Annotated in this window: 13 protein-coding genes; 3 read left to right on the forward strand and 10 right to left on the reverse strand. The window is 61.7% G+C overall.

Features of this window, described 5'->3' with window-relative positions:
* Window positions 1-272: hypothetical protein (locus JNM42_RS05675; RefSeq protein WP_294267512.1), on the forward strand; the 272-nt coding region annotated here is incomplete at its 5' end.
* 64 nt (window positions 273-336) lie between these two features.
* Here the strand turns inward: JNM42_RS05675 and JNM42_RS05680 are convergent.
* The 10 genes from JNM42_RS05680 to JNM42_RS05725 form a co-directional block, all read right to left on the reverse strand.
* Window positions 337-3975 (reverse strand): adenylyltransferase/cytidyltransferase family protein, encoded by a 3639-nt coding sequence (locus JNM42_RS05680; protein WP_294267514.1) that lies wholly within the window; start codon window positions 3973-3975, stop codon window positions 337-339.
* 358 nt (window positions 3976-4333) lie between these two features.
* Window positions 4334-5674 carry a TRAFs-binding domain-containing protein gene (locus JNM42_RS05685; RefSeq protein WP_294267516.1) on the reverse strand — a complete coding sequence of 447 codons (1341 nt, stop codon included), beginning with the start codon at window positions 5672-5674 and terminating at the stop codon, window positions 4334-4336.
* Window positions 5674-6861, reverse strand: a complete 1188-nt coding sequence (locus tag JNM42_RS05690) for a patatin-like phospholipase family protein (protein WP_294267518.1) — start codon at window positions 6859-6861, stop codon at window positions 5674-5676. The genes JNM42_RS05685 and JNM42_RS05690 overlap by 1 nt, the downstream gene beginning before the upstream one ends.
* A gap of 85 nt (window positions 6862-6946) precedes the next feature.
* Window positions 6947-8878 (reverse strand): alpha-amylase family glycosyl hydrolase, encoded by a 1932-nt coding sequence (locus JNM42_RS05695; protein WP_294267520.1) that lies wholly within the window; start codon window positions 8876-8878, stop codon window positions 6947-6949.
* A 216-nt stretch (window positions 8879-9094) separates the two neighbouring features.
* Window positions 9095-9802 (reverse strand): M15 family metallopeptidase, encoded by a 708-nt coding sequence (locus tag JNM42_RS05700; protein ID WP_294267522.1) that lies wholly within the window; start codon window positions 9800-9802, stop codon window positions 9095-9097.
* A 29-nt stretch (window positions 9803-9831) separates the two neighbouring features.
* Entirely contained in the window at window positions 9832-15831 is a 6000-nt protein-coding gene (locus tag JNM42_RS05705; RefSeq protein ID WP_294267525.1) for a CHAT domain-containing protein, read from the reverse strand.
* Window positions 15832-16159: 328 nt separating this feature from the next.
* The gene (locus JNM42_RS05710) at window positions 16160-16951 is read right to left on the reverse strand and encodes a caspase family protein (RefSeq protein WP_294267526.1); all 792 of its coding nucleotides are present in this window, start codon (window positions 16949-16951) and stop codon (window positions 16160-16162) included.
* A 54-nt stretch (window positions 16952-17005) separates the two neighbouring features.
* Window positions 17006-18016: a hypothetical protein gene (locus JNM42_RS05715; protein ID WP_294267528.1), complete on the reverse strand. Its 1011-nt coding sequence runs from the start codon at window positions 18014-18016 to the stop codon at window positions 17006-17008.
* A 24-nt stretch (window positions 18017-18040) separates the two neighbouring features.
* Window positions 18041-20014, reverse strand: a complete 1974-nt coding sequence (locus tag JNM42_RS05720; protein WP_294267530.1) for a tetratricopeptide repeat protein — start codon at window positions 20012-20014, stop codon at window positions 18041-18043.
* Complete coding sequence (locus tag JNM42_RS05725) at window positions 19962-20354, reverse strand: hypothetical protein (RefSeq protein ID WP_294267532.1); 393 nt, start codon at window positions 20352-20354, stop codon at window positions 19962-19964. The genes JNM42_RS05720 and JNM42_RS05725 overlap by 53 nt, the downstream gene beginning before the upstream one ends.
* A gap of 36 nt (window positions 20355-20390) precedes the next feature.
* Here JNM42_RS05725 and JNM42_RS05730 point away from each other — a divergent pair, with 36 nt between their 5' ends.
* Both JNM42_RS05730 and JNM42_RS05735 read left to right on the forward strand, forming a co-directional pair.
* A complete protein-coding gene (locus JNM42_RS05730; protein ID WP_294267534.1) occupies window positions 20391-21566 on the forward strand; it encodes a cytochrome D1 domain-containing protein in 1176 nt (391 codons plus the stop codon).
* Between the two features lie 5 nt (window positions 21567-21571).
* Window positions 21572-21766 (forward strand): Lrp/AsnC family transcriptional regulator (locus tag JNM42_RS05735; protein ID WP_294267536.1); only part of this gene is annotated, 195 nt, incomplete at its 3' end.

Consider the following 21766-nt stretch of genomic DNA (forward strand, 5'->3'; position numbering starts at 1 on the left):
GCATCACGCAAGGGGCAAGGTCGGCACTACAGCGTGTTTTGACGGTTTTGCTCACTCCCATGCCATATCGATCAGACACTTATGCGCACGAAGCTCATCAAAAATCGGAAAAATTGCGGCGAATAGCGGAAGTCGGGTTAGCAGCATTCACAACTGACGAGGGCCGCGATCTGCTGCAACACGAACGCAGGTCAAGCCCGCCCGAAAGAACCGCTGGCATTGTGCCGCCAAGCTCGCACGCATCCCGCATGAATCGCTGCCAGTTGATTTAATCTTAACGGATCATGCGGTTTTCATCCCGGCACCGCCCCATGAATCATTACAAGCAACACGCGCTCAATCGGTTTCAGCCAGTACTCGACATTCTTTAGGCCATTCGATCGGAAGTTCTTCTGCAGTAATCGGTTCCCCGTCGCGGCCGGTGTAGGTTTGAGCGAACATGTGCGGCGAAACCTGGCGGAAGTCCCGTTCTCCCGTCTCTCGTTTCACCGAAACCAGAAGAAATACAGCCCCTTCTTTCCCGAAAAGCAGATCACCCATCTGCCCCGGGCCTGGGACAAAGACAGCGCGTACCATCTCGTTGCTTCGCAGATGAAGGCCATAAGCAGCAATGCCGGTTGCCATCTCGGCCACCGGGGTTAATGAGCGCTCGACGTAGGTCAAGTCTGAGTCGTAGCGATCATCAAGCCCCTGCTGTCGAGTGAATTTCAGAACCGCCTTGATGCGATCGAGCGATGTGAGGGCGCTCGGACCTCCTAGCCGAGTGATGTAATCCTGGAGCGTGTGTGCCTGCGCCGGGCTTGGATGGTTGAACAGGAGGATCTTGGTGCCGGTACTCTGTACGCCTTGGTATTTACAGTCCTCGTAATTGAAGAAAACGACACCACGAGGCACGGCCCCTTCGGGATTGAGGACTGGCTTGCCCTGCCAATTTTCGAGAGCTCGTCCAGCCTTGCGGTGCGGTTGTCCAGCCAATGCGTGTGTTGACCCGTCGCGATTCCGCATGTCTTGCGGGTAGTGTGTGGGATAGCGAAGCTCTTCCCCATCGAAGCATGGCACCGGCAATGAAAAGCGTAGCGCCTTGACTCGATCCTGGCTGGGCAGAACCAGCGCCGCTTCTTCAAAGGTCAGGGACTGAGGATCGTAAATGACCGGCAAGCTGTTTGCATTGGATTCAAGCATGGTGTTCTCCTTCTCAATTGTCGGTTGGAAAGCGTAGTTCAGATTGAGCGGTGGTGTTTCTTCGATCCGACCTTGAGTGCCATAGAGCTTCCAGCGTCGGATGTAGTCGAACACCTGGATGGGAAGCGCGGTCGGTTGCCGTTGTTCCGCAAGTTCCCCTCGTATTTGAGTGGACGACAGTCCGCGATCGAGGTCATCAATGGTGAGCACTTGCTGGTTATCAAGGCTTGCTGGCAGAGGTGTTCCGTCATGTCGGTCATTGACCAGCAGGGTTACTCCTGCGGGTCGATTTGACGGAGGAAGACCGGCGAGCCAACGCAGGGTGTCGCTGCCAACGATGTTAAAAACCTGCGCGCCGGGGTGGTAGCGCTGAACAGCCTGCAACACGTCCCACATCTCGCCTTCCCCCAGTTGTGCCTCGAGGTCAGGCGGCGGAACTCGCACGCCCATCACGGATTCAAATAGCAGTTCGAGCATTCGAACCCGGTGCGTCAATGGCTGAAGGTCTTTGTAGCGGGTGACCCGGTCTGGCACCACGTACACCAGGTCAAGGTCGAATTCAGTACGCATACGCTCGACCAGATCTCTGTGCCCCAAGTGCGGAGGGTCGAAAGATCCGGCATAGACACCAACCCGATGTGGCTCACGAGCTGGGCCAGAAGAGTTTCCATCGGTATCGAGCTGACGGCAACGGCGAGCGAGAGCGGCGCGCAATTCGCCTAAGGAGCCAATCGAGTACCGTGCTTGCTCCTCGCAACTCAGGTTCGCGGCGAACTCTGCTGATGCGCCACCATTACCTTGGATCTCGGCGCAGCGCCGCAACAAATAGTAATCCAGTTCCAGGCTTACGGCGTGGCGGATACCTTCCATTACCACTTCGCCGCCGCCGACGAATACCGCAAATCCGCCTTTCGACTTCGCGAGTGACAGCGCAGCGAGCAGTGGTGCGGACCAATCATCATGCACACCGGCGAAAGCCACCTTGTTAACCAAGCCAATTTCTCCGGCAATGGCGCCCCGCTGGATGAAGCCGACGACCTCGAAGCCATTGTCAAGCGCGGCTTCATGGACCGCGTGCTCGAAGCCATTGTCAGTGCCGCCGGTGATCAGCAAGTTCTGGTCGGGCGCGCCAATTTGTTCGAGCAGGGCGTGGGCCTCAGCATCGATAGCAGCCTCCGGGATCGGCGAGTGACCGTATTTCGAAAAGCCCGAAACTACTACAGGCGTTCGGTTGCCGATGAGTTCGATCACATCATCCAAGGTCAGTATTTGTTTGCCCTTACGCTGGAGTTCATCAATCAGCAGGCTGAAATGTCGTTCCTGCTCTTGTGGTATGGACTTGGCCACCGCCGGTTCCGGCTTCAGTTTGGTGAGTTGCGCTCGTGTTACGAGTAAGTCTTTGATGTTATAGCCGTCGAAATACTTGGTCATGAGGTAGTGAGTCGCGCCATTGGCCCGGGTACGCCCGACCACCGTGTAGCCGCCATCCTCCGTGACATGGCCGATGGGTGCCGGACTCTGGGCTGTCACCCGGTAACGGATCGCTTCGCCCTGCGACGTCTGGCCGCTCACTCGCACACCGCCACGCCCATCGATCAGGATGGTGGACAACGCTCCGCTCCTTCGGCGCGAGGTATCCGCCATTACCCGAAGAAAGCCGTTGGCCTTCAGTGGACCCGGAACGTCGCCGAACGGCGAATGACCGACGATCTCGCTGTCGATCCCCGCCCGGAGCAGGTAATCAATGGCTTCGACATCCGGGGCGCGGAAATTCCCTTCCTCTTTTTGTCGGAAAGGATAGATGAGGCTTACGTCATTCATGAACAGGGCTCCGTTGCCTTCCTGCGCCGTCGCGTCCCAGATGGCGTCGGCGTAGCGCAGAAAGCCGTCGGGAATATGCTCCCCCAACCCGCGTGTGCGGATCGCCTGTTCAATAGCCGTAATCTGCGCACGAGCGTAAGCATTCAGATCCTCCACCCAGATGCGTGCGTTGCTGGAGCGTCCGGTTGCACCGGGGATAAAACCAATATTGGATCGAGAGACTCCGCCATGGTCGATGAGCACGTTTCCGTGAACGAGAGCGATCTGACCAAGGCGCAGAAATTCGAAGGCCTCTCCCCCGGGAAGTAGCCGGGCAACATAATCCTGTGCCGCCTCAAGACGAGAGATGGCCCGCCCACGCATCTCACCCAATTCCTGCCGATGGTATTCAAAGGCCTGCGTGGCGCCCTGCATGCAGAGCCAGTATTCGACTCGCTGGTCAAGTGTGTTTCGCCTGGCCAGTAAGGCCTCACGTTTGCCGGAGGTCGGCGGCTGCCAGATAATACCGTTGGCGCCAGCGTCACGTTCTGCTTGAGCCAACAACCAAGCATCGAAACCCGATGTGCGACATTCAAGCGCCGGTAGATTCCGCAATAGCCCGAGGCTCTTGACATCAAGGTTGCCGTAAACCCAAGCCACCCGTTCCGGATACCTGCGACGTAAGTCCATCAGAAGGGCGGTCAGCCTCAATGTGAACGGGCCACGGTCTGTGATATCGCCTGCAAAGTAGAGGCAATCGGCGGGGTCGACGAACTCTAGTTGGCCCTCCTTGACACACATCTTGCCCGCAGCTACCAACGCATCAATCGCGCCGTGCTGGCCTTCAAGATCCGTTATCACATGAGCGCCTCGATCCGTCAGCCAATGCACATGGGAGCGATGAGGCAAACTGGAGCAAAACGTGACCGGCTGGTTGACTTTGCTCTCACCTCGTGGCCAGTTGTTAAATTGATTCGCTAAGCCGGGGTTCATCTACATTCCTTCAATGGCACCCAAAGCCTAACGATTACGTCAATCCAATCTGTTGTTCAGACGACAGCAAAGAACAAACCGTCAAGCACTCCATCCTGCCTGAGATTATGTCCAAGGAGTACAGACGATGGTAAAACCTCGTCCTTGGCGTTAACAAAGGCTCAATACCGTAGGCTTCTATTATCTGCTTCAATTCCAGAATAACCGCGAGATTTAACAATTTCTATACCAAGTTGGGGGTATTTTGGAGAACTATCGGAGGTCTTGTTGCTAGATCCTCAAATTGCCGGTTGTTGCCTTTGCCAGGCCAGACGGTGCCTGATCGGGCCTGGTACGACGTTATGAGTTGACGGCAATTTCAAGGTAGCCGGCCAAGCCGGGCAATCTCGGCCTGCAGGGCAAGGATGTTCTGGATCTGGGTTTGTGTCGATTCGGTCATCCAGTCCGCCATCTTCAAGGCCCGCGCCTGGGCGGCCCATTTCTCTGCGGCCAGCGTATCGCCCAGACCGGCTGTTGCCTCCCAAAGGGTGGCGAGGATCCAGTAGCGTCTTTCGTTCCCGTAATCCTTGTCGATCAGCGGCTCGGCGTACTTGATGACTTCCTGCCGGGTCCGCCGGGCCAGGATTGAATCGGTGATGCCTTCGTCCCGGTTGCCAGCCTTCAGTTCGGTCAGAGCGCGCAGTTCCAGCAGGTAAGCCAGATTGATCCCGTTGTAATAATCCTGCTTGAGATGAAAGCCGCGAGCGTAAGCGTCGATGCTCTCGTTCAGGTCCCGATCCAGATGCGTGATCTCCCACAGGCGCTTGTGGACGGCGCCCCACAGGCCAAGGGTTTCCGGATCGTTGGTGGTTGCCGGGTTCAATCCCAGGAGGATTTTCCGGGCCACGATCAGCGCCTCCTCGGGGGTGGGCAACCTGGATTTGTAGGTGGCCAGGGCGAGTTGCTGGATTACGAAGCTGTCGTTGGGGCGCTGTTTGCGAACTTCCAGCAAAAAGCCGCAGGCCGCACTGAAGTCACCGGCCATCAGCTTCGCCTGAGCCTGATCCAGATTGGCCTTGGCCGTTGGCGCGACGGGTGCGTCCTCAACTATCGGGAGGTCTGCTGCCTGGGCGCTGAGTTGCCTGGCCTTGAGCATGAGGCCAGCCGTCGTACTGTCCAGGCTGAAAGGCGTGCTGCCCCGCGCTGACGTCCTGGAACTCGTGGATCCCGCTTGGGGCGGGGTCAGCTCAGGCAGGAAGGTATAGACCGGACTGTCGATATCGCCCTTGGCCAGGATGTCCGTGATGGCCTGCTTCAGGTCATCACGGAAGCGTTTCGCCTCCTTGGCGCCGATGTCCTCGCCGAGGTGTTTGTAACGCCGGATCACGATGTGTCCGACATCGAACGGGTTCTTGAAGCCTTCCTCGGCGACGATGATGGTTGCGCGCGGACGCAAGCCGTAGCGCACGCCCAGTTCGAAAGCGGCATTGACGTTGTAGGTAGACAGGTCGGCGATCACCAGGTCGGCCTGCAGCAACTGCTTGTACATGGGCACGTCGATAGTGCCGGAATGAACGATCTCGTCGGCACGGATGCATTCGAGGCCCGCCCCTTCCACCGCTTCCTTGATGATGGCATAGGAGGCGTCCAGATCGAGCACGCGCCCGTCGGTGAAATCGGTCTTCTTGCCGAAGCCCTGGACAACGAAACAGGTAGCCATCAGACAAACCCCCTGAAATGGTCGATCGTGAAATGCGCGGCGGCGTAGGTCGTGCCGACGCGCTGAATATCCGGGATGAATTTGACCGAATCCATGAGTTGCACCCTGGCCGGGTCAATAGCCTTGAGGCCCAGAGCATCCAGCCCCTCGCGCGTCACGTCCGGGTCATAGCGCACATAGGCGAACTGCTTGCTGCCGGTCCAGTTGGGGGTGTCCGGCGTGGTCAGCATGTCCCACACTTCGCGATCGATCTGGCCACCGTGGCGACACTCGCCGAGCAGGCGGCAAGCCATGTCCCAGCCGGCCGAGGCGGCATTCATCAAGGCCGACGGAATGCTCTTCGCATGGTCGAGCAACCACAGGTCGCCCTCCTTGAGTTCCGGCCGCGCCCTGGCCGCGTTGCCGGTGCCCACCGAGACGATCAGCAGCCTGTCCGTGCCGGTCGGCCAGTTGACCTTGTAGGGTGCGGCGGTAGCCATCTGGAAGGCGAGGAAAGCCGAGTTGTTGTAGGTGGTGACGCCGCCATCGACAAAGATGAACTGGTATTCGTCCGGCGTACCCGGCGCGAATGTCACCACCTCGGGCGGGAAAAAAGTCGGTGCGGCGGTGCTGGCGCGTACCAGTTGCCACAGCGGCAGATCGAGATTGCAGTCCTTGCGCGGGCTGCCATCGGCCTTGACGCGCTGGTTGTATTTGGCGCCGGGATTGTTGCTTACCGGCCAGGGCGAGTCGGTGGTGTGGTTGCGCAGCACCATCATCAGCAGCGTGCGCAGTCCCTCATCGCCCAGGGTGGCAGGTGGCGCGCCGGCGCCGTAGCCAAGGGCGTGGTTAAGTTCGCCGCGCAGTTTTTCCGCCAGCGGTTCGTCGTTGTAGCTGTAGCGCAGCCGCTTGAATACCGACGCCTTGTCAAACATCTGCTCGCCGCTGCCGACATAGAACTCGCGAATTTTGTCCATCGACATCCCGGCGGCGATGCAGGCCGCGATGATGGCCCCGGTGCTGGTTCCGCAGACGAAGTCGAACCAGTCGGCGAGCACCAGCCCGGGTTTGTTGAGCCGGGTGCGCAGATCGGCTTCAATGCGGGCCAGAATCTCGACGCTGATCAGGCCAAGAATGCCGCCCCCGTCACAGGTCAGGATTTTCTTGGGTCCGGGTGAGTTGATGCGCTCGCTTAGCTTGCTGGACATGGTTTGACTCCTTTTTTTGCTGCCTAAAAAAACTGATCCGTGTCATCCCGGCGCAAGCCGGGATCCAGGCCATCCGCATACAAGATCATCGATACATCACGAATCCCCCTGCCGGAACGAGGATGCGAATCGCCCGGCCGTTGCGCGCTTCAACGGGCGTGGTGGTGCCGATTTGCGCTGCATCGGTCGAATACAGGCAGGTCAATACCCCAGGCGCGCTGTGCAGCGTGGCGTCGATCGTCACCCAGGCCGCACGGGCGTTGTCGGCGTCGGTATTGATCGCCAGAACGATCTCCTGGTTGTCGAACAGGCGTGACCACGGCACCACCGAACGGATCTGTCCGCCGATCATGCGCGGCAGGCCGAAACTTCCCGGCTCGCCGGAATCGGAGATCTCGCGCAGGTACTGCCGCCCCCGGCGCAATGCCAGATGCGTGTTGCGCAGCGCCGTGACGTCGGCGATGAAGCGGTAGATCTCGTGGTTTTCGTCGAAGAAATGCCGGCCCGTGCTTTGCAAGGAACCGAAAGCGCCACCGAACATGCATTCGCGCAGGTAGCGGTCGTTGTTGCCGGCGCCGTCGAAAGCCTGCTCGGTACCGTAGTAAACGCAGGGGATGCCCATGGCGCAGAGGTTCAGTCCGAGTACCGCCTTGAGGTGGGCATAACCATTGTTGACCCGGTCGCCACAGAAGCGCCCCTTGTCGTTACCCTTGCGCACCTGGTCGTGATCGTCGAACAGGGTGACGACGTGCTTGCCGAACCACACGTGCGAGGACTTGTTCACCAGCGCCGAGTTGCGGAACAGGTTGAAGTAGTCAACCGGCTCGCGCCACCCCTTGGCCAGATAGTCCATGCGATCGGGGATGTCGTCGATGCCCAGCGCCGCGTCGAGCCCGGTGAGTTCCAGCGTATTGTAGGCGTTGTAGCGTCCACCGGTGATCTCGCCGACCAGGAAGAAGTTTTCCTTGCCCAGGGTCTGGGCGAATTCCTTGATGACCGCCGCAAAGTAGCGCGTCGCACCCGGTTCCATGTGCTTGACGGTGTCGATGCGGAAGCCGTCGATATCGGCGAGGCCGATCCAGAACTTGTACACATCGCACAGCATGGTGAGCGCCGGACTGACGTGGAAGGCATCGACAATGCGATTGTTGTAGGCATCGCGCTCATGCTCGCCGTGGTTGATGTCTTTCAGGGTGACGAAATCGCCCTCGAAATACTCGGGGTCGTTATCCCAACTGTTGATCCGTCCCTTGCGGGTAAAGTTCTCTGCCTGCTGCATTTCCGCCGGCCACACTGCATCGTTCGGCCAGGCGTAGCCGTGGCTGGCCGGGTTGATCGGGCCGAAGGGGATATTGGTTTCGCCGAAAGCGTTGCGCCAGCCGGCCACCGGGTAGGTTCCGCCGTCCCAGCGCGCGTCCATGGTGAGGTTGCCGTGCTCGTCCTGGGCGGGATAGCGGTTCGGGTTGTACTCATAGCCGAATACGTTGCCGCTGTGATTGAGGATGATGTCCAGGATGACGCGGATGCCGTGAGCATGAGCGGTGTTCACCAGGTCAATGAGATCCTGGCGGGTTCCGAAGTGCGGGTCAACATCGAGGAAATTCTGGATGCCGTAGCCATGGTACGAATGGCTGTCCGAGACCACCTGCTTGAACATCGGGCTGACCCAGACGGCCGTAACACCGAGGCGCTTGAGGTAGCCGATCTTGCGCTCCAGGCCCTTCAGCGTGCCGCCCAGCCACTCGTCGCCGGCGTCGGCCCAGGCGGCCCGGTCCGCCGTATAGGCGTCGTCGGGGAAGCGGAACGGTGGCGTGCTGCCGCTGCTATCGATATTCCCCGCGTTATCGCGGAAGCCCTGCTCGCGCCCGTCGGAGAAGCGATCGAGCATCAGGAAGTAAAGCACCTGGTCTTCCCAGGCGGCTGGTGAAGGCGTGTAGCCTGGCCGGCGCACGGCGTCCCAGTCGATGTCTTGCAGCCTGCGTTCAAGTTGATCGTGTGAGTTGTTGTCTATTGGCATGGCATTTACCTCCTTGGTGTTGACGTTGGGTCATTTGCGTCGGCTGGCAGATGACCAGAGTCTTTCTGATAGTTGCGCACCTTGCTTTCTCCTTCCCTTGCCGTTTTCACAACTGCGAGTTTGTATTCAGCAGACCAGGGCATTGCCGATTCGGTTCCGCGGTAAACGGGGTGGCTGCCTTGCGCCGTACCGGGTCATGCGATCACTCGTTATTCCTCAATAGCCCGAGCAGTACTGGAAGTGCATCGGATCCTTGTTGCGCCCGGCCCAGCGGCCGCCCCAGACGAAGCCAAAGCCCTCGAACAGGGCCACCAGGCGTGGATCCATATCGCCGGTGGTGCCCATGGCATTGGTGTTGGGGTTGAGGTCGATGGCGATACCCCAGGAGTGGGTTGACGGTTTGACCGCGCCCCGTTTCGGCCGAAAGACGTAGCCGCCGCCGTAGGTCTTGATGGTGCTCTGCAGGCCCTGCGCGACGATTTGCCGGAATACCTCTTCGATCAGCGGCGCGATCAGTTTGTGGCAACGGATCGAGGAGACGCTCTTGCTGGTATCCCAGGCCAGCGGGATTGAAAACGGCAGGGCGGCTTTTAGCATGCGTTCGGCTTCCCATTTGGGGTCGATGCTGCCGTCGTCGCGAATGTAACGCAGGATGTCGCCGAAAGTGTCGCGCACGGCCTGGAAACCGTGTGGCGCCGTCAGCCAGACGGCACCGGCGCGGGGCTGGGTTTTCGCCCTGGTCTTGACCGCCGCATGGCGGTCCTTGTTCGAAGGCAGCAGAATTTGCTGGCCGACGAAGATCTGCTGGCCGTCCGGCAGGCCGTTGTAGTCGGCCAGGGTTTCGGCCAGCGTGGCATCGCCGAGTCGGGCGCGGGCGATCCTGGCCAGGGTGTCTCCCTTTTGAATGATGTAGGTCTTTGCCATTTGTACTCTCCTTTTTTAAAGTGGATGGGTCAACCTGGCTTCCTGGCACGTACCTTTCCTGACTTGGGTGCGGGCGTTTTCCGTGAGCGGGCGATGACCGGGCTGGTGGCAACGGCCTCGTTCGTCGCCTCGTTGGCGGCTGGTCGTGGCCCATAGTAATCGGCCAACTGGTCAAGAACCTCGGCCCTGATACGGTCTTCACCGGCTGCGCGCAGGCGAAGGAAGCGGGCCAGCAAGCGCCATTGTTTGACGACGGAATCCCACTGGCGGGCGGACTGGGGAAGCGACTGGACAGACTGTTCGTAAAGCCGGTGGAAATCCGGCGCTGACGAGGGCTGTATCATCTCCGACGCTTTATCGGGCGGCGACGGCTGGCGATTTTCGTCGAGCAGCCAGGCGATCATTGGCGCATCGGCGCTGATCACGGCATCCCAGAAGTCCTTGCTGCTGGCGAATTGCCTGAGCGCCTGCTCGCCGCACCGGCGGGCGATGGCGAGCGACTCCTGCGCTGTCTGCACTGGCGTGTCGGCCAGCCAGTCCAGTGCCAGGGCGTTGAGGGTGTTGTAGGGGGTCAGGGCCGGGTCACCCGCCATGCCGCTCATGTAGGCCTGGGCGGATTGTTTCAGACAAGGTACAAGCTCGGCCCATTTTTTCCCCATGTTCAGCAGGGCGGCGGCCTTCAACTTCAAGGCACTGCCCAGCATGCCCGCGCGTTCGGCGTTGCTTGCCGGGTTGCCAGCGCCGCGCACGGCATCGGCCAGGGCTTGCAGGCGGCGGATGGCGCTGTCGATGAATGGCATGGCCTGGTCAAACTGATGCGTGTCGGCCAGTTCTCCTCCGTGGCGTGCTTCCATGTTGGCGAGCTGCTCGATGGCCAGCACGGCGACACGGCCCGACCTGTCTTCCTGCTGAACGGCGCGCTGGTAGGCATCCCGTGCGGCGTCAAACCCGGCGTCGCCCTGCTCGGCATAAAACCTGGCGATGGCCTGCAATACCTCGGGGCAATCCGCCCACTCCGGAGGGGCTTTGGCGAGTTGCCGCTGGACCCATTGCCGGTGTTGAGCAAAGGTGGGCGCTTTGGCGTCGCTCTTGCGGCGCTTGTTCCTTACCCGTTGCCCCTCGATGCTGGCCAGCAGTTCGTCCACAGCGACGTAGGGTCTGGATTTCTGCCCGGTTGCGGATTCGCTGCTGGTTTGCAGGCGATAACCGGGATCGCCGTAAGCCTGGTAAGCGCCCCAGGTGTTGCTTCCCGGATGCAACTGGAAGGCGGCCTTGCGTGCCTTGAATATGGCCTCGCCGAAGGTTTCGCCCTGGGTGATTTCATCGAAGAAGGTGCTGGCGAAGGTGCTGGCGGCGGCATCGTTGACCGCCCAGCCGGCGGCCACGACGCAGCGCACGCCCATCTCGATCAGTTTGCGCGACAGGCTGTAGGCCAGCTTGTTGGGCTGGCAGTGCGGGTTATTGACGCTGCCCAGGTGGCAGCAATTGAGGAAAACGAGCTCCGGTACGACTTCCATCAGGTCGATCTCGACGGCGGTGAGCAGCAGTCCGTCCGAGAGCACGACACCGGAATAGAGGCGTCCGTCCAGCCCCCTGGCCTCGAAGATGCCGTGCGCGGCAATCATCAGTATGCGGTAGGGACGGTCATAGAGCGTGGCGAAAATGTCGAGCGCTTCCTTGCCCTCCGGGCTGACGACGATGTCATTTTCGTTCCAGCCTGCACGGCGCAGGCTTGCACAGACGGCCTGCGCTTCGTGTGTGGCCTCCGGCAATCTGGCGAGCTCCTTGTTGTTGCCGCCAAAGCGCTTGTCGAAGCCCTCGGTACCGGGAGCGGCGATGATGCAGGCGGTGTTGGCGTTGGCCGTGCGCACCGTGGGCCGGTAGTGCAGGGTGGTCAACTGGCGGATCATGGGCATTCTCAGCACCAGCGCTTCGCCGTCGGCTTGCAGCAGTTCCCAGGGCAGATTGGCGGTGTAGCCGTCGAGCACCATGAGCAGTCGCGACTGCTCGCGCGCCACGGCCTTGTAATCGAGCGGCACCATCAACTGGAACAGGATGTGCCCCAGCTTCGGGTCGTAAGCGGGGTTGCGCCGCTGGTCGCGGATGATGGTTTCGATCAGTCCGGGCTGGCGCTGCTGCACCATGATTTCCGCCCGTGCGCGCTGGGACAGGAGCACGTACTTGAGCCGTTCGGGGAAATGGCGCGATTCGACCTGCGAGGCATCGGCCGGCGGGTTCGATAGGGCGCCAACGGTTTTATCAGAGAGTTCGGACTTGTCTTTCTCTGCTTTTTCAGCAGGCGGGCATTCCGTTTCCTCGGCATCGGCATCGGTGACGATGAGTCGCGACCAATGGCCCAGATCGCCTTCGACGTTCAGTCGATCCTGGATGCCTTCACCGATGACCAGGGTCGCGGCTGGATTGATTTGCGCGCCCATGCTCTTGAGTTCGCCAGCCAGATTCACGGGCAGGTCGAGCACGGCATGCGCGGCGGAAATGGCAGCATTGCGATACAACTCGATGAAACAGAGCTGGGAAACGGTCGCGCCGTTCTCTCGTGACTTGCTCAGCGCGTCGCTGAACTGATGATTGGCCTCAAGAACCCCACGCGTAATGGCCGCCACCGATTCGGCGACGCTGATGCTGGCCGTGGAATTCCAGCCGATGAGCAGGCTGAACAACTGGACCTCCTCATCCGGTCTGACCTGCAGGGTATCGCGCAGTTGCAGCAGGAAGCGTACGACGCTGGCGCGCACGGTCTCGGTGACCTGGCGCGCGCTCAACTGGCCGTCGAACTTGCCCAGACCGACGACCACCGCCCCCGGCCGGCTGCCGCGGGCGCCTTCCTCGCGGCTCGGCGGACGCAGCGTGATCGACGAGGTACCGATCTCGGAAGCGTAGACACCAAGGCGCTCGCGCTCGGTCAGGGCGCCGCCGAGCATCTCGTCGAGCGAGGCCTCGGCACCGGAAATGGCATCGCCGATGTAGTGGCCGCAGAGGACAGGCTGGTCAAGGAAACGCAGGTCGCCGGCGCGTACCGAGACCCTGAGCGTCGATTTGGCGCGCGAACTCTTGCGCCGGCGCGGCCCGCTGCCCATGCAGGCGCGCAGCACTTCCTCCTCGCTGCCCAGCACTGGCGGGGGGGCTTCCAGAACGAAATTGACCGCCTCATCGCCGCGTCGGCGGGGCAAACGGCTCAGCTTGTCGGTGCTGCCTTTTTCGAGCATGTCGACGATGGCCGGGAAGTATTCCTCTTCGCTGCTCAGATCGCCGTGCTCGACGGGCATGTACCAGCAGCGGGTGTCCACATCGAGATTCTTCAACATGCCGGAAGCCCAGGTCACCGAGCCGTCGCCGTCTGCGGTGAACAGCAGCTTGAGCTTGCCGCCGGGGCTGCGCTGGACACCGCAGGGCGTCTTGTAGCTCTGGCCAAAAATATAGATGACGCGCTCGGGATTGGCGATTTCGTTGCCCGGCAGAACGTTCTTCCAGAAGCTTTCTGTGTCTGAAAGCAGCTTTTCGGCGGGGATGCCGCAGATGCCGTCGCCATACCAGCGATCGGTGATCTGCTGCTTGAGTTCGTTCCACGTATTGACCGCGTAATACTCGTTGCTGGCGATGCGCGCTTCGCTCCCGGTGTCGGCAAAGCCCGGTCGCGGCAACAGCGACAGCGCGCCGGGGAAGCCGCTGATGATGTCCAGCAGGTTCTGCAGGCCATGTTCCAGATCCATCTTTTCCAGCATGCGCATCGAGTCGCTCTTGCCGAGCAGAGTGTGCACCATCAGGTGTGCGCCATTGTTCGGCGTGCCCAGCATGATCAGGCGACCGCCGGAATCCACGACCTTCTGCCAGATTTCGGCGTGATTCTTCATCAGCGTGCGGGCGACCAGACCGCCCATGCTGTGGGCCAGCAGACGGATCGGCTGGCCGGGATTTTCCTTTGCCGCCTGTTCGATCCGGGATTTCAGCGCTTCGGCGCATCTGGCCGGCGACTGCCGCCAGTCGTAGGGGCAGCGAATTACCGCGTGGGTGGCGGCGAGATGGTCGGCCAGGTCGCCATAGACCATCTCGAACAGGTCCTCGGCCGCCGCGTCCTTCGCTTCCGGATCGCCAATTCGCTCCAGTTCGCCAAGCAGCAGGCGGGGGGCGCTGAACCAGATGCGCTGGCCGCTGCCGGCCACATCCGGCTTCTTGCGCCTGATTTCGATATGGGTGCCCATGATGCCGGGGATGATGATCGCCACCGGGCGCGCATTTTCCAGCCTCCCAGACGGGCCGCCGCGCTGCGCCAGCCGGGCGTCCCGCTCGCGCCAGGGCGTCTTCGATCCGCCGGTCAGCGGCTGGAACTGGGTTAACTGGGCGGGTTCGTCATCCGCCAGCCAGGCGCGCAGCGCGTCGCGCGTCGGCGGGTTGCGAAAGTAGCGGAAGTGGGTGACCGAGGCGTCCTGGTCGTAAAGATAGCTGGCACCGGGGCGGAAGCCCAGGCCGGCGTACATCGAGTCGGTATCCACCACCAGATCGTTGTCATTTTGCTCGAACAGCCGCCAGTCGCAGAACAGGTTGGCCACGCGGCGACGCAGGTTGGACAGACCGAAGCCATCGAACTCGGTATCGCCGGCGATGACGGCCATGGCGATGCCGTCGTGCCGTAGCGTCTCGGGGTGCGCCAGGAAAGCGGCCAGCGGCGAGTCAACGCGCATCGCGGCGATGCCCGGAATCAGGCGTGGATCGATGCGCCGGCCGGCGATTTCCAGCGCCAGCCTCTTGACGACGCCGAGGCAACTGGAGGCGCCCTTGCCGAAGGCTTCGCCGGCCACTGGCCCGCCCAAAGCCGTCGCTGCCGCGCCAACCAGCGCGCCACCACCCCATTGCAAAAGGCTGAGAAAGTCGGACAGTGCCGCGTCCAGGTTCTCCGACAGGAAGCGCGTGCCACGGGCCGGTGAGGCGACGCGCACATAGCGCTGCACGGTGATCTTGCCGGCCAGCAGCGTGTCGCGGATCGCGTGCAGGCGTTCGCGTTCTTCCTGCGCCTCGCGTTCGAGTCCGGCCGGGTCCTCGGCGTCAAGGGTGTCGATGTGATAGCTGTCGATGACCTTGTCCGGCACCTGGCCCAGGCACAGCAGATCGCCGACCAGGCCGCCGCGCGAATGCGTTAGCAGCGAGACCTGGGCACCCCTGGGCAGCGCCTGCAACAGCGCCAGCGCGTTCTCGGCCGGGCTCTCGGAGAAGGTACGGTGCTCGAAACCGAAGATGCCGCCGGGGAAACGCTGTCTGAGCTGACTCCAGGTGACCTCGTCCTCGCGCAGGTCGGAATAGGCCCCCACGGTATAGGACGCCGTGCCATGGATCAGCACCAGCACCGGCTTGCCCTGCGCAGCATCATTCAGGCGCGGGTCGCCGGGCTCGCAGCGGTCGCTGGCGGCGAGCAGCTTGTCATGCCAGAGATAGAGCCCCGGCCGTCCGGCCAGCCGCGATTCAATCTTCCACATCAGCGCCTTGGCGCCGAGCACGGAGCCCATTGCGTAGGCCTTGTCCTCAAAGTGCTCTCCGAGCTTTTCCTTTGCCCATTCCAGGGCCAGATCCTTGGCTTCGTCCACCAGGCCGTCGGCAGGCAGGCGCAGTACCGAAACCGCCTTCCACAGCACGTCGCCGATCCCGCGCGCCCGGTCATTGGGGTCGTGGAAGCGGGCAAAATCCACTTCGCCATCGACCACCGCGTCCGGTTGAACGCGCGCGACGGCCTCGGCCAGCGTGTCGGAGCGGATAAACAGCGTGGTGCCGTCCTCGGTTTCCACCGCCAGCAGTTGCGGCTTGTCGGTATCCAGCGTCTCGGCCTTGCCCGCCGGATCTCCTCGGGTGGGCGTACCCAGGGTGTAGACCTTCTCCACCACCAGTCCGGCCAGCAGCGGATCGACTTCGCTCACGCCCGAACGCGTCGTCGCGCGCAGGATGCCCGGCAGCGGCAGATCGGCGCCGGTCTTGACTGCGTTGCTGGTCAGCTTGAGGGATTTGGGCGGGTTGGCGTTCATGGTCTTACTCCCGGTTTATTGTGGGGGCAGTTGTTTTTTCAGTGGCGGTGCCGGTCGAACAGGCGGCTGGAGTGGCTGCCAGAATCGGATCGGTGGTGGCCGATGAAGATCATGGTGTAGTTATGGTCAAGATGATCGTGCGGTGGTGAATGTTCGAACCCCTGCAAACCCGACCCCCCAACCCCCGTTATCAGGGGGGAGTAGGGAGCGGGTGCACTCCTCCCCTGAGCGCGAAGCCTCCCTGAAGAGGGACAAGGGGAGGCCGGGAGGGGTTGCCTGGTCTGCGCCATCAGGCTTCACGGTAGATGCCGAACGGCACCAACTTCACTCAGGCAAAGACCTTGAAGCGCCGGGCGGCCGCAGTACCGAGGATCTGCGGGTCCTGCGGCAGCTTGGTCGACGGGAGGTAGGCGCGGATGGCCTTGAACCACGCCTCGTAGGTGGCCGGGTTGCCTTCGCGTAAGGTCTTCAGGGCGTAGTAGGTGAAGGCGCCATTGGGTCGTCCCTTGAAGCTGGTGTCCCACGAATACTGGGTATCGAGGCAGCCGGCGAGCAGCAGGTCGCCGCCGCTGCGCTTGAGGCCGCCGACCAGATGCGCCGGCCTGGCGCTGGCCGCCGGCAGTTCATTGGCCGGCATCCAGGCCTCCAGCGGCATGAAGCGGGCGCGCGGGTGGCCGGGGTCGAGATCGTCTTCAATGCCGCGGGTGACGGAACCGGAATGGCAACTGTCGGAGAGCAGCAGGATGCGTACCCCGGCCGTCCGGGCATCGAACAACTGGCGGATCTGGTCGTCGAGCAAGGGCCCGGCGGTGCCGATGTCCCACGGGCACAGGCCTTCGTCGCGGCCATCCGGCTCATCGCCGGAACTGTCCGGTACCCAGGTGCCATGGCCGGAATAGGTGATGACCAGCGTGTCGCCCTTGACGGCGCCGTGGATCAGGCTGTTGATGCCCGCTGTCATGGCGGCGTGGGTGGCCTGGCTGTCGAGCATTTTGCTCACAGCGAAGCCGCGTCCTGCCAGTTCGGCCGCCCAGTCGTTGGCGTCGTTGATACAGCCGGACAGGTCGTTCTGGGTCCCGGGGTAGTCGTTGATGCCGATACAGAGTGCTTTCTTGTTCATGATTCGTTCTCCTTCGTTGGGGTGTGAAAAGAGTCTCCAGGTACTCGTGAAACATCAAACCGGTACGGCTTTCAGCATCAGTGCCGCACCGCATTGTTTGCTGACGGCTTCCGGGTCGAAGCGGCCGTCGGCGACGAACTTGCCTTTCTCGTACAGATTGGAATAGCTCCACAGATAGGGCGTGGGTACGCCCCGGCGCCGATAGCCCATGCCGTTATAGCGCTCGAACAGGTGCAGCATGTGCGGCACCGACCAGTCGGTGACCTGGTGGTAACCCTTGTAGATCAGCGCATCGCGGGCGCTCTGGCTCCACGTGAAGGGCGGATTGCCGGTCGCCGGCCGGCCTTTGGGAACCTGCACCGTGCGCGCGCTGAGCGGGTCGCCGTTATGCAGGTGGGCCTTGAAGTTGAAGCCGCACTCCATGCCGTGGGTGATGCCGATGAAGACCCAGGGGATGTTGAGCTCTGCTCCCACTTGCTGGTAGATGGCCTGGCCCTGGGTCAGGCGCTTGAGGTAGTAGGCCAGCTCGCCCTTGTGTTCCGGCCGCAACTGACAGGCCGCGTACCAGGCGGCGTATTCGCTTTGCAGTGCGGCGAAATCGGTGGCGGTGGAGGGTGGCATGAGGCCTGCGGGCAATGCGGTGCCTGCCGTTTCTCCGGCTGACCTGTCTCCGCGTGCCTTCGTCCCCCGGCCTGACCTTGGCGCAACTGGTGCCGGTGCGTTGTCGTCGCTGGCCGGAGCGGACGCCAGCGCATCGATGCCATGCATGGCACCGGACAGGCTGGACAGGATATCCAGGTGGCCTTCAAGGGCCGCCAGGTAGCCATCGAACGGCCCATGTCTGGCGGCCGCAACAGCAGCTTCCAGCGCCTCCACGCCGTCCGCCAGGGTGTTGGCGGCGCTCAGCAGGTTGGCCTGATCGAGCGCGGCCACTTGCTTGTTGAGGCGCTGGATGACCCGGGTCAGGGCCTTCTGTTCGCTGCTATCGCCCGTGCTGGCGAGACGCCGGCGCAAGGTATTTACGGCGCGACCCAGTTCGTATTGCAGTTCTGCACTCGGGTTCATGATGTACCTCCTTTGCCTGAATTTTCAAAGTCCGAATAACTGTCGCGTATCGAGAATGCTGACGCGTCCGGAATGCCGCCTGACCGTTTCCACCATGTTCTCGGTGCCGCCGGGGCCGGCGCCGCCTTCGCCATTCCACAGGGCAATGCAGCGCACCGTTTCGACGCCGTTGGCCAGTGCCGTGTAGAGCTGCCACAGGTTGTTGCGCACGTAGGCGTTGATGCCCTTCGGCAGCGGACCCAGTTCGTCAGGCTGAATCAGAATCCGGGTCAGCGCATTTTCCTTGACGGCGTAGTAGCGATCGACCCAGGACTCGCCGGCGAAAGCGACCGAGGCCTGCAGGAAGTCCGCTTCATCGTACTGCAGATAGAGGTGTACCTGACAGCCACGGCGCAGGGCGGCTTCAGCAAACAGGAGATCGCCGCCGCAGGCGCTGCCGCAAATGGCGAGGTCTTGCTCGTTGCACCCGAGTTCGTCGAGTTTGGCGGCGATGGCTTCGGCCGCGATGGGTTCCCTGTCGGCAGGGAAGCGCGGCACGGCGCGCTCGGCGGCGTCAATCATGTGGCCGCTGAACAGGAAGAGCCGGCGTGCCTGCCAGGGTTCTTCAAGGCGGGCCAGTTCCTCGTCAAGCACGGCCAGAGCCGTCTCCACGCCCTCGTTGCGAAAACCGAGATCGCGCAGAATGAGCAGTTGCTGCCGGCTGGCGTCGAGCGCAAACCTGTCCTTGTTGGCCACTGCGACGGCCTCGCGCCAGGCCTTCCCGACCTGGCCGGGCGGATTGAACAGGACTGTCAGTTCGGCCCAGCAGGCACGGGCCGCGTAGTCGTCCGGCTGGCGTTCGAGGGCGGCCAGACAGGTCCAGATCACACCGCCTTCCAGGTTGGGCAGGCTGGCCGGGTTGCCGAGCGGGTGACCGAGGTGGATTTGCAGATGGCGCAAGGTGCAGGCCTTGAGGCCGGCATAACAGTTGGCCGGATCACGAACGAAGGCCTTCATGTAAGCTTCAATGGCCTGAATGAGCCGGGACAACTCGCGCCCAGCCCTCTCACGCATGGATTCGGAGCTGCTGACGGAATGAGGGGCGGAGTTGGCGTTGGTTGTGACTCCGCGCCAGTGCCGTACCCAGTCTTCCTGTTGCAGACGACCGAGCAGGCACCAGTTTTCCGGGTCGTCGCCGTGCTCGCGGAGGAGGGCGTCGGTCCATTCGCGCGCTTCGTCATGGCGACCCAGAAGAGCAAGCAGGAGGCCTTTATCGCGCTGGTTGCCGGGGTCGGCGGGATCAAGTTCCAGCGCCGCATCGAACTGTTCGAGGGCCAGTTGATACTGCCGGAGCTGCATCAGGGCCTTGCCGGCCATGCGTCGCGCTTCGCTACGTAAAGCCCAGGTCGGAGTCTCCTCGGCCAGCACCATGATGTCACCCGGACGCTGGCCTTTGCGGGCAAGCTCGATGCGACGGCGCCAGGTTTCGTAGACCGCGCGAAATTCGTTGTTACCCGTCAGCAGCAAGGAGCGCCAGGCCGGCTCGCTGAGGCCGTCGAGCAACTGGAATACCGGGCTGATCGCTCGCCCATGCCAGGATTCCATGGTGGCCAGGGCCATGCTGGCCAGAGATTGTCGATCGCCCTGCAGATGATGCGGGTCGGGACGCCCGTCCTTGAGGTGATAACGCAGCTTGCGCTCGGTGTAGATGTCGAACGGCTGGAAGTCGCGCTCGCTCTGTATCAGCAGCACGCCGCGTGCGCGCAGAGCATGGCGGACGCCAAGTTCGTACCAGACATTGGGATTGTCCAGGGTCAGATCGACGACGACCAGGTCGGCCAGCAGCAGCTCCTGGAACATGTCGGCGCGGATGTCGCCGGCGCGCCGCGCCTCGTCGGCGCGGAATACCTCGAACCCCGCACCCTCCAGTGCAGGTTTCAGATACTCGGCGTAGACTGCGTCGAAATCAATGTCCTGCTGGTGGCCGTAAGGCATGGCCACGAATACGTGCAAAGCCATTTAGCCTCTCCAGAATAATTGCCAATCCTGACCGAACTTGAGCATGCATCACCTGCTTGCGACCCTCTGGCGTTTTCATCTGACCAATCCGGCGGGCCTTGCTTCTCGACTGTTGCATTGTCGCGTTCTTCGATCGTTTCTTCAAGTTGCAGGAAAAACGCAGGGTGAGCAAGGAAGTGACGAATTGATTCAGAATAGCATTGAATGAGAAAACGCATTCCTTTGTGATCAAGCTTTGGCAGAATGCCACTACAGTGATCTGGCTGAACTGACCAGACTTGTGTTCATATTCAACGATCTTTTGATGTAAACCAAAGCATGCCAATATCAGAGGGCGCATAATTCAACACGTGACGTTTTTTTGATTGAGTCTATTTTGTTAACCTCCCTACGTAAATTTATCGCTCTGTTCTCGCTTCTCTTCCTCGGCGCCTGCGCTACGCCACAATTGCGCGGCACTGGCGATCTAGGGCTGGTTGTCGAGCGCGCCAGCGGCAAGCTGACGCTGCTCGATACGAGCAAGCGTGTATCCTATGCGCGCATCGAAGGGCTTGGTGATCTTTCGCACGCCTCAGTCGTGTATTCGCGTGACGGGCGTTATGCCTTCGTCTTCGGGCGCGACGGCGGGCTGACCAAGGTTGATATGCTTGAAGCGCGAATCGTCAGCCGCGTGATGCAGTCCGGCAACTCGATCGGCGGTTCGATCTCGCAGGATGGCCGTCTCGTTGTTGCGCAAAATTACACCCCCGGCGGCATCAAGGTCTTCGACTCCGAAACGCTTGAACTGCTCTCCGAAGTGCCGGCTGAATACGCACCAGGGGTGTTTTCCAAGGTCGTCGGGCTGGCCGATCTGTCGGGCAACCGTTTCGCCTATGCCTTGTTTGACGGTGGCGAGATCTGGGTCAGCGATTTCTCCGATCCCACGCATCCGCAGACGCAGCGCTTTCCGGCCGGAGTGCAACCCTACGACGGCCTGGTGACCCCGGATGGCCGCCATTATCTGGCCGGACTGTTTGGCGAGGATGGCATCTCGCTGCTCGATACCTGGCGACCGGAGCAGGGCACACGCAAGATTCTGGAAAACTACGGGCGTGGTCAGGAGAAGCTGCCGGTGTTCAAGATGCCGCACCTGCGAGGCTGGTCAGTCGCGCAGGGTCATGCCTATCTGCCGGCCATCGGGCGGCATGAGGTGCTGGTCGTCGATACCGACAACTGGCGTGAGGTGGCCCGGATCAAGGTCAAGGGGCAGCCGGTGTTTGTCATGGCGCGACCGGACGGGCGGCAGATCTGGGTGAATTACGCTTTCCCCGACAATTCGTGGGTTGAAGTAATCGACACGTTAAGCGGCAAGGTGGTCAAGACCCTGGAGCCGGGCAGAGCCATCCTGCACATGGAATTCACGCCGCGCGGAGAGCACGTCTGGCTCTCGGCGCGTGACGACAACAAGGTGCTGATCTACGACACGGCGAGTTTCGCCAGGATCGGCGAGATTGCCGCCGACAGCCCGAGCGGCATTTTCTTCACCTCTCGCGCCCAGCGCACCGGATTCTGATGCTCATGCGTGAACAAGCCCTCGACTTTCGGCTGCTCAACGATTTTCAGCGCAACTTTCCGCTCTGTCCGGCCCCCTTTGCCGAGCTGGCAGCCAAGCTGGGCGTCGCCGAAGGGGCGGTGCTGCGCATGCTCGAACAGTTGCGCCGCGACGGAAAAATCGCCCGCGTCGGCGCCGTATTCGCCCCGAAACGCATCGGC

Source organism: Propionivibrio sp. (genome assembly GCF_016790145.1).
Lineage (GTDB): Bacteria > Pseudomonadota > Gammaproteobacteria > Burkholderiales > Rhodocyclaceae > Propionivibrio.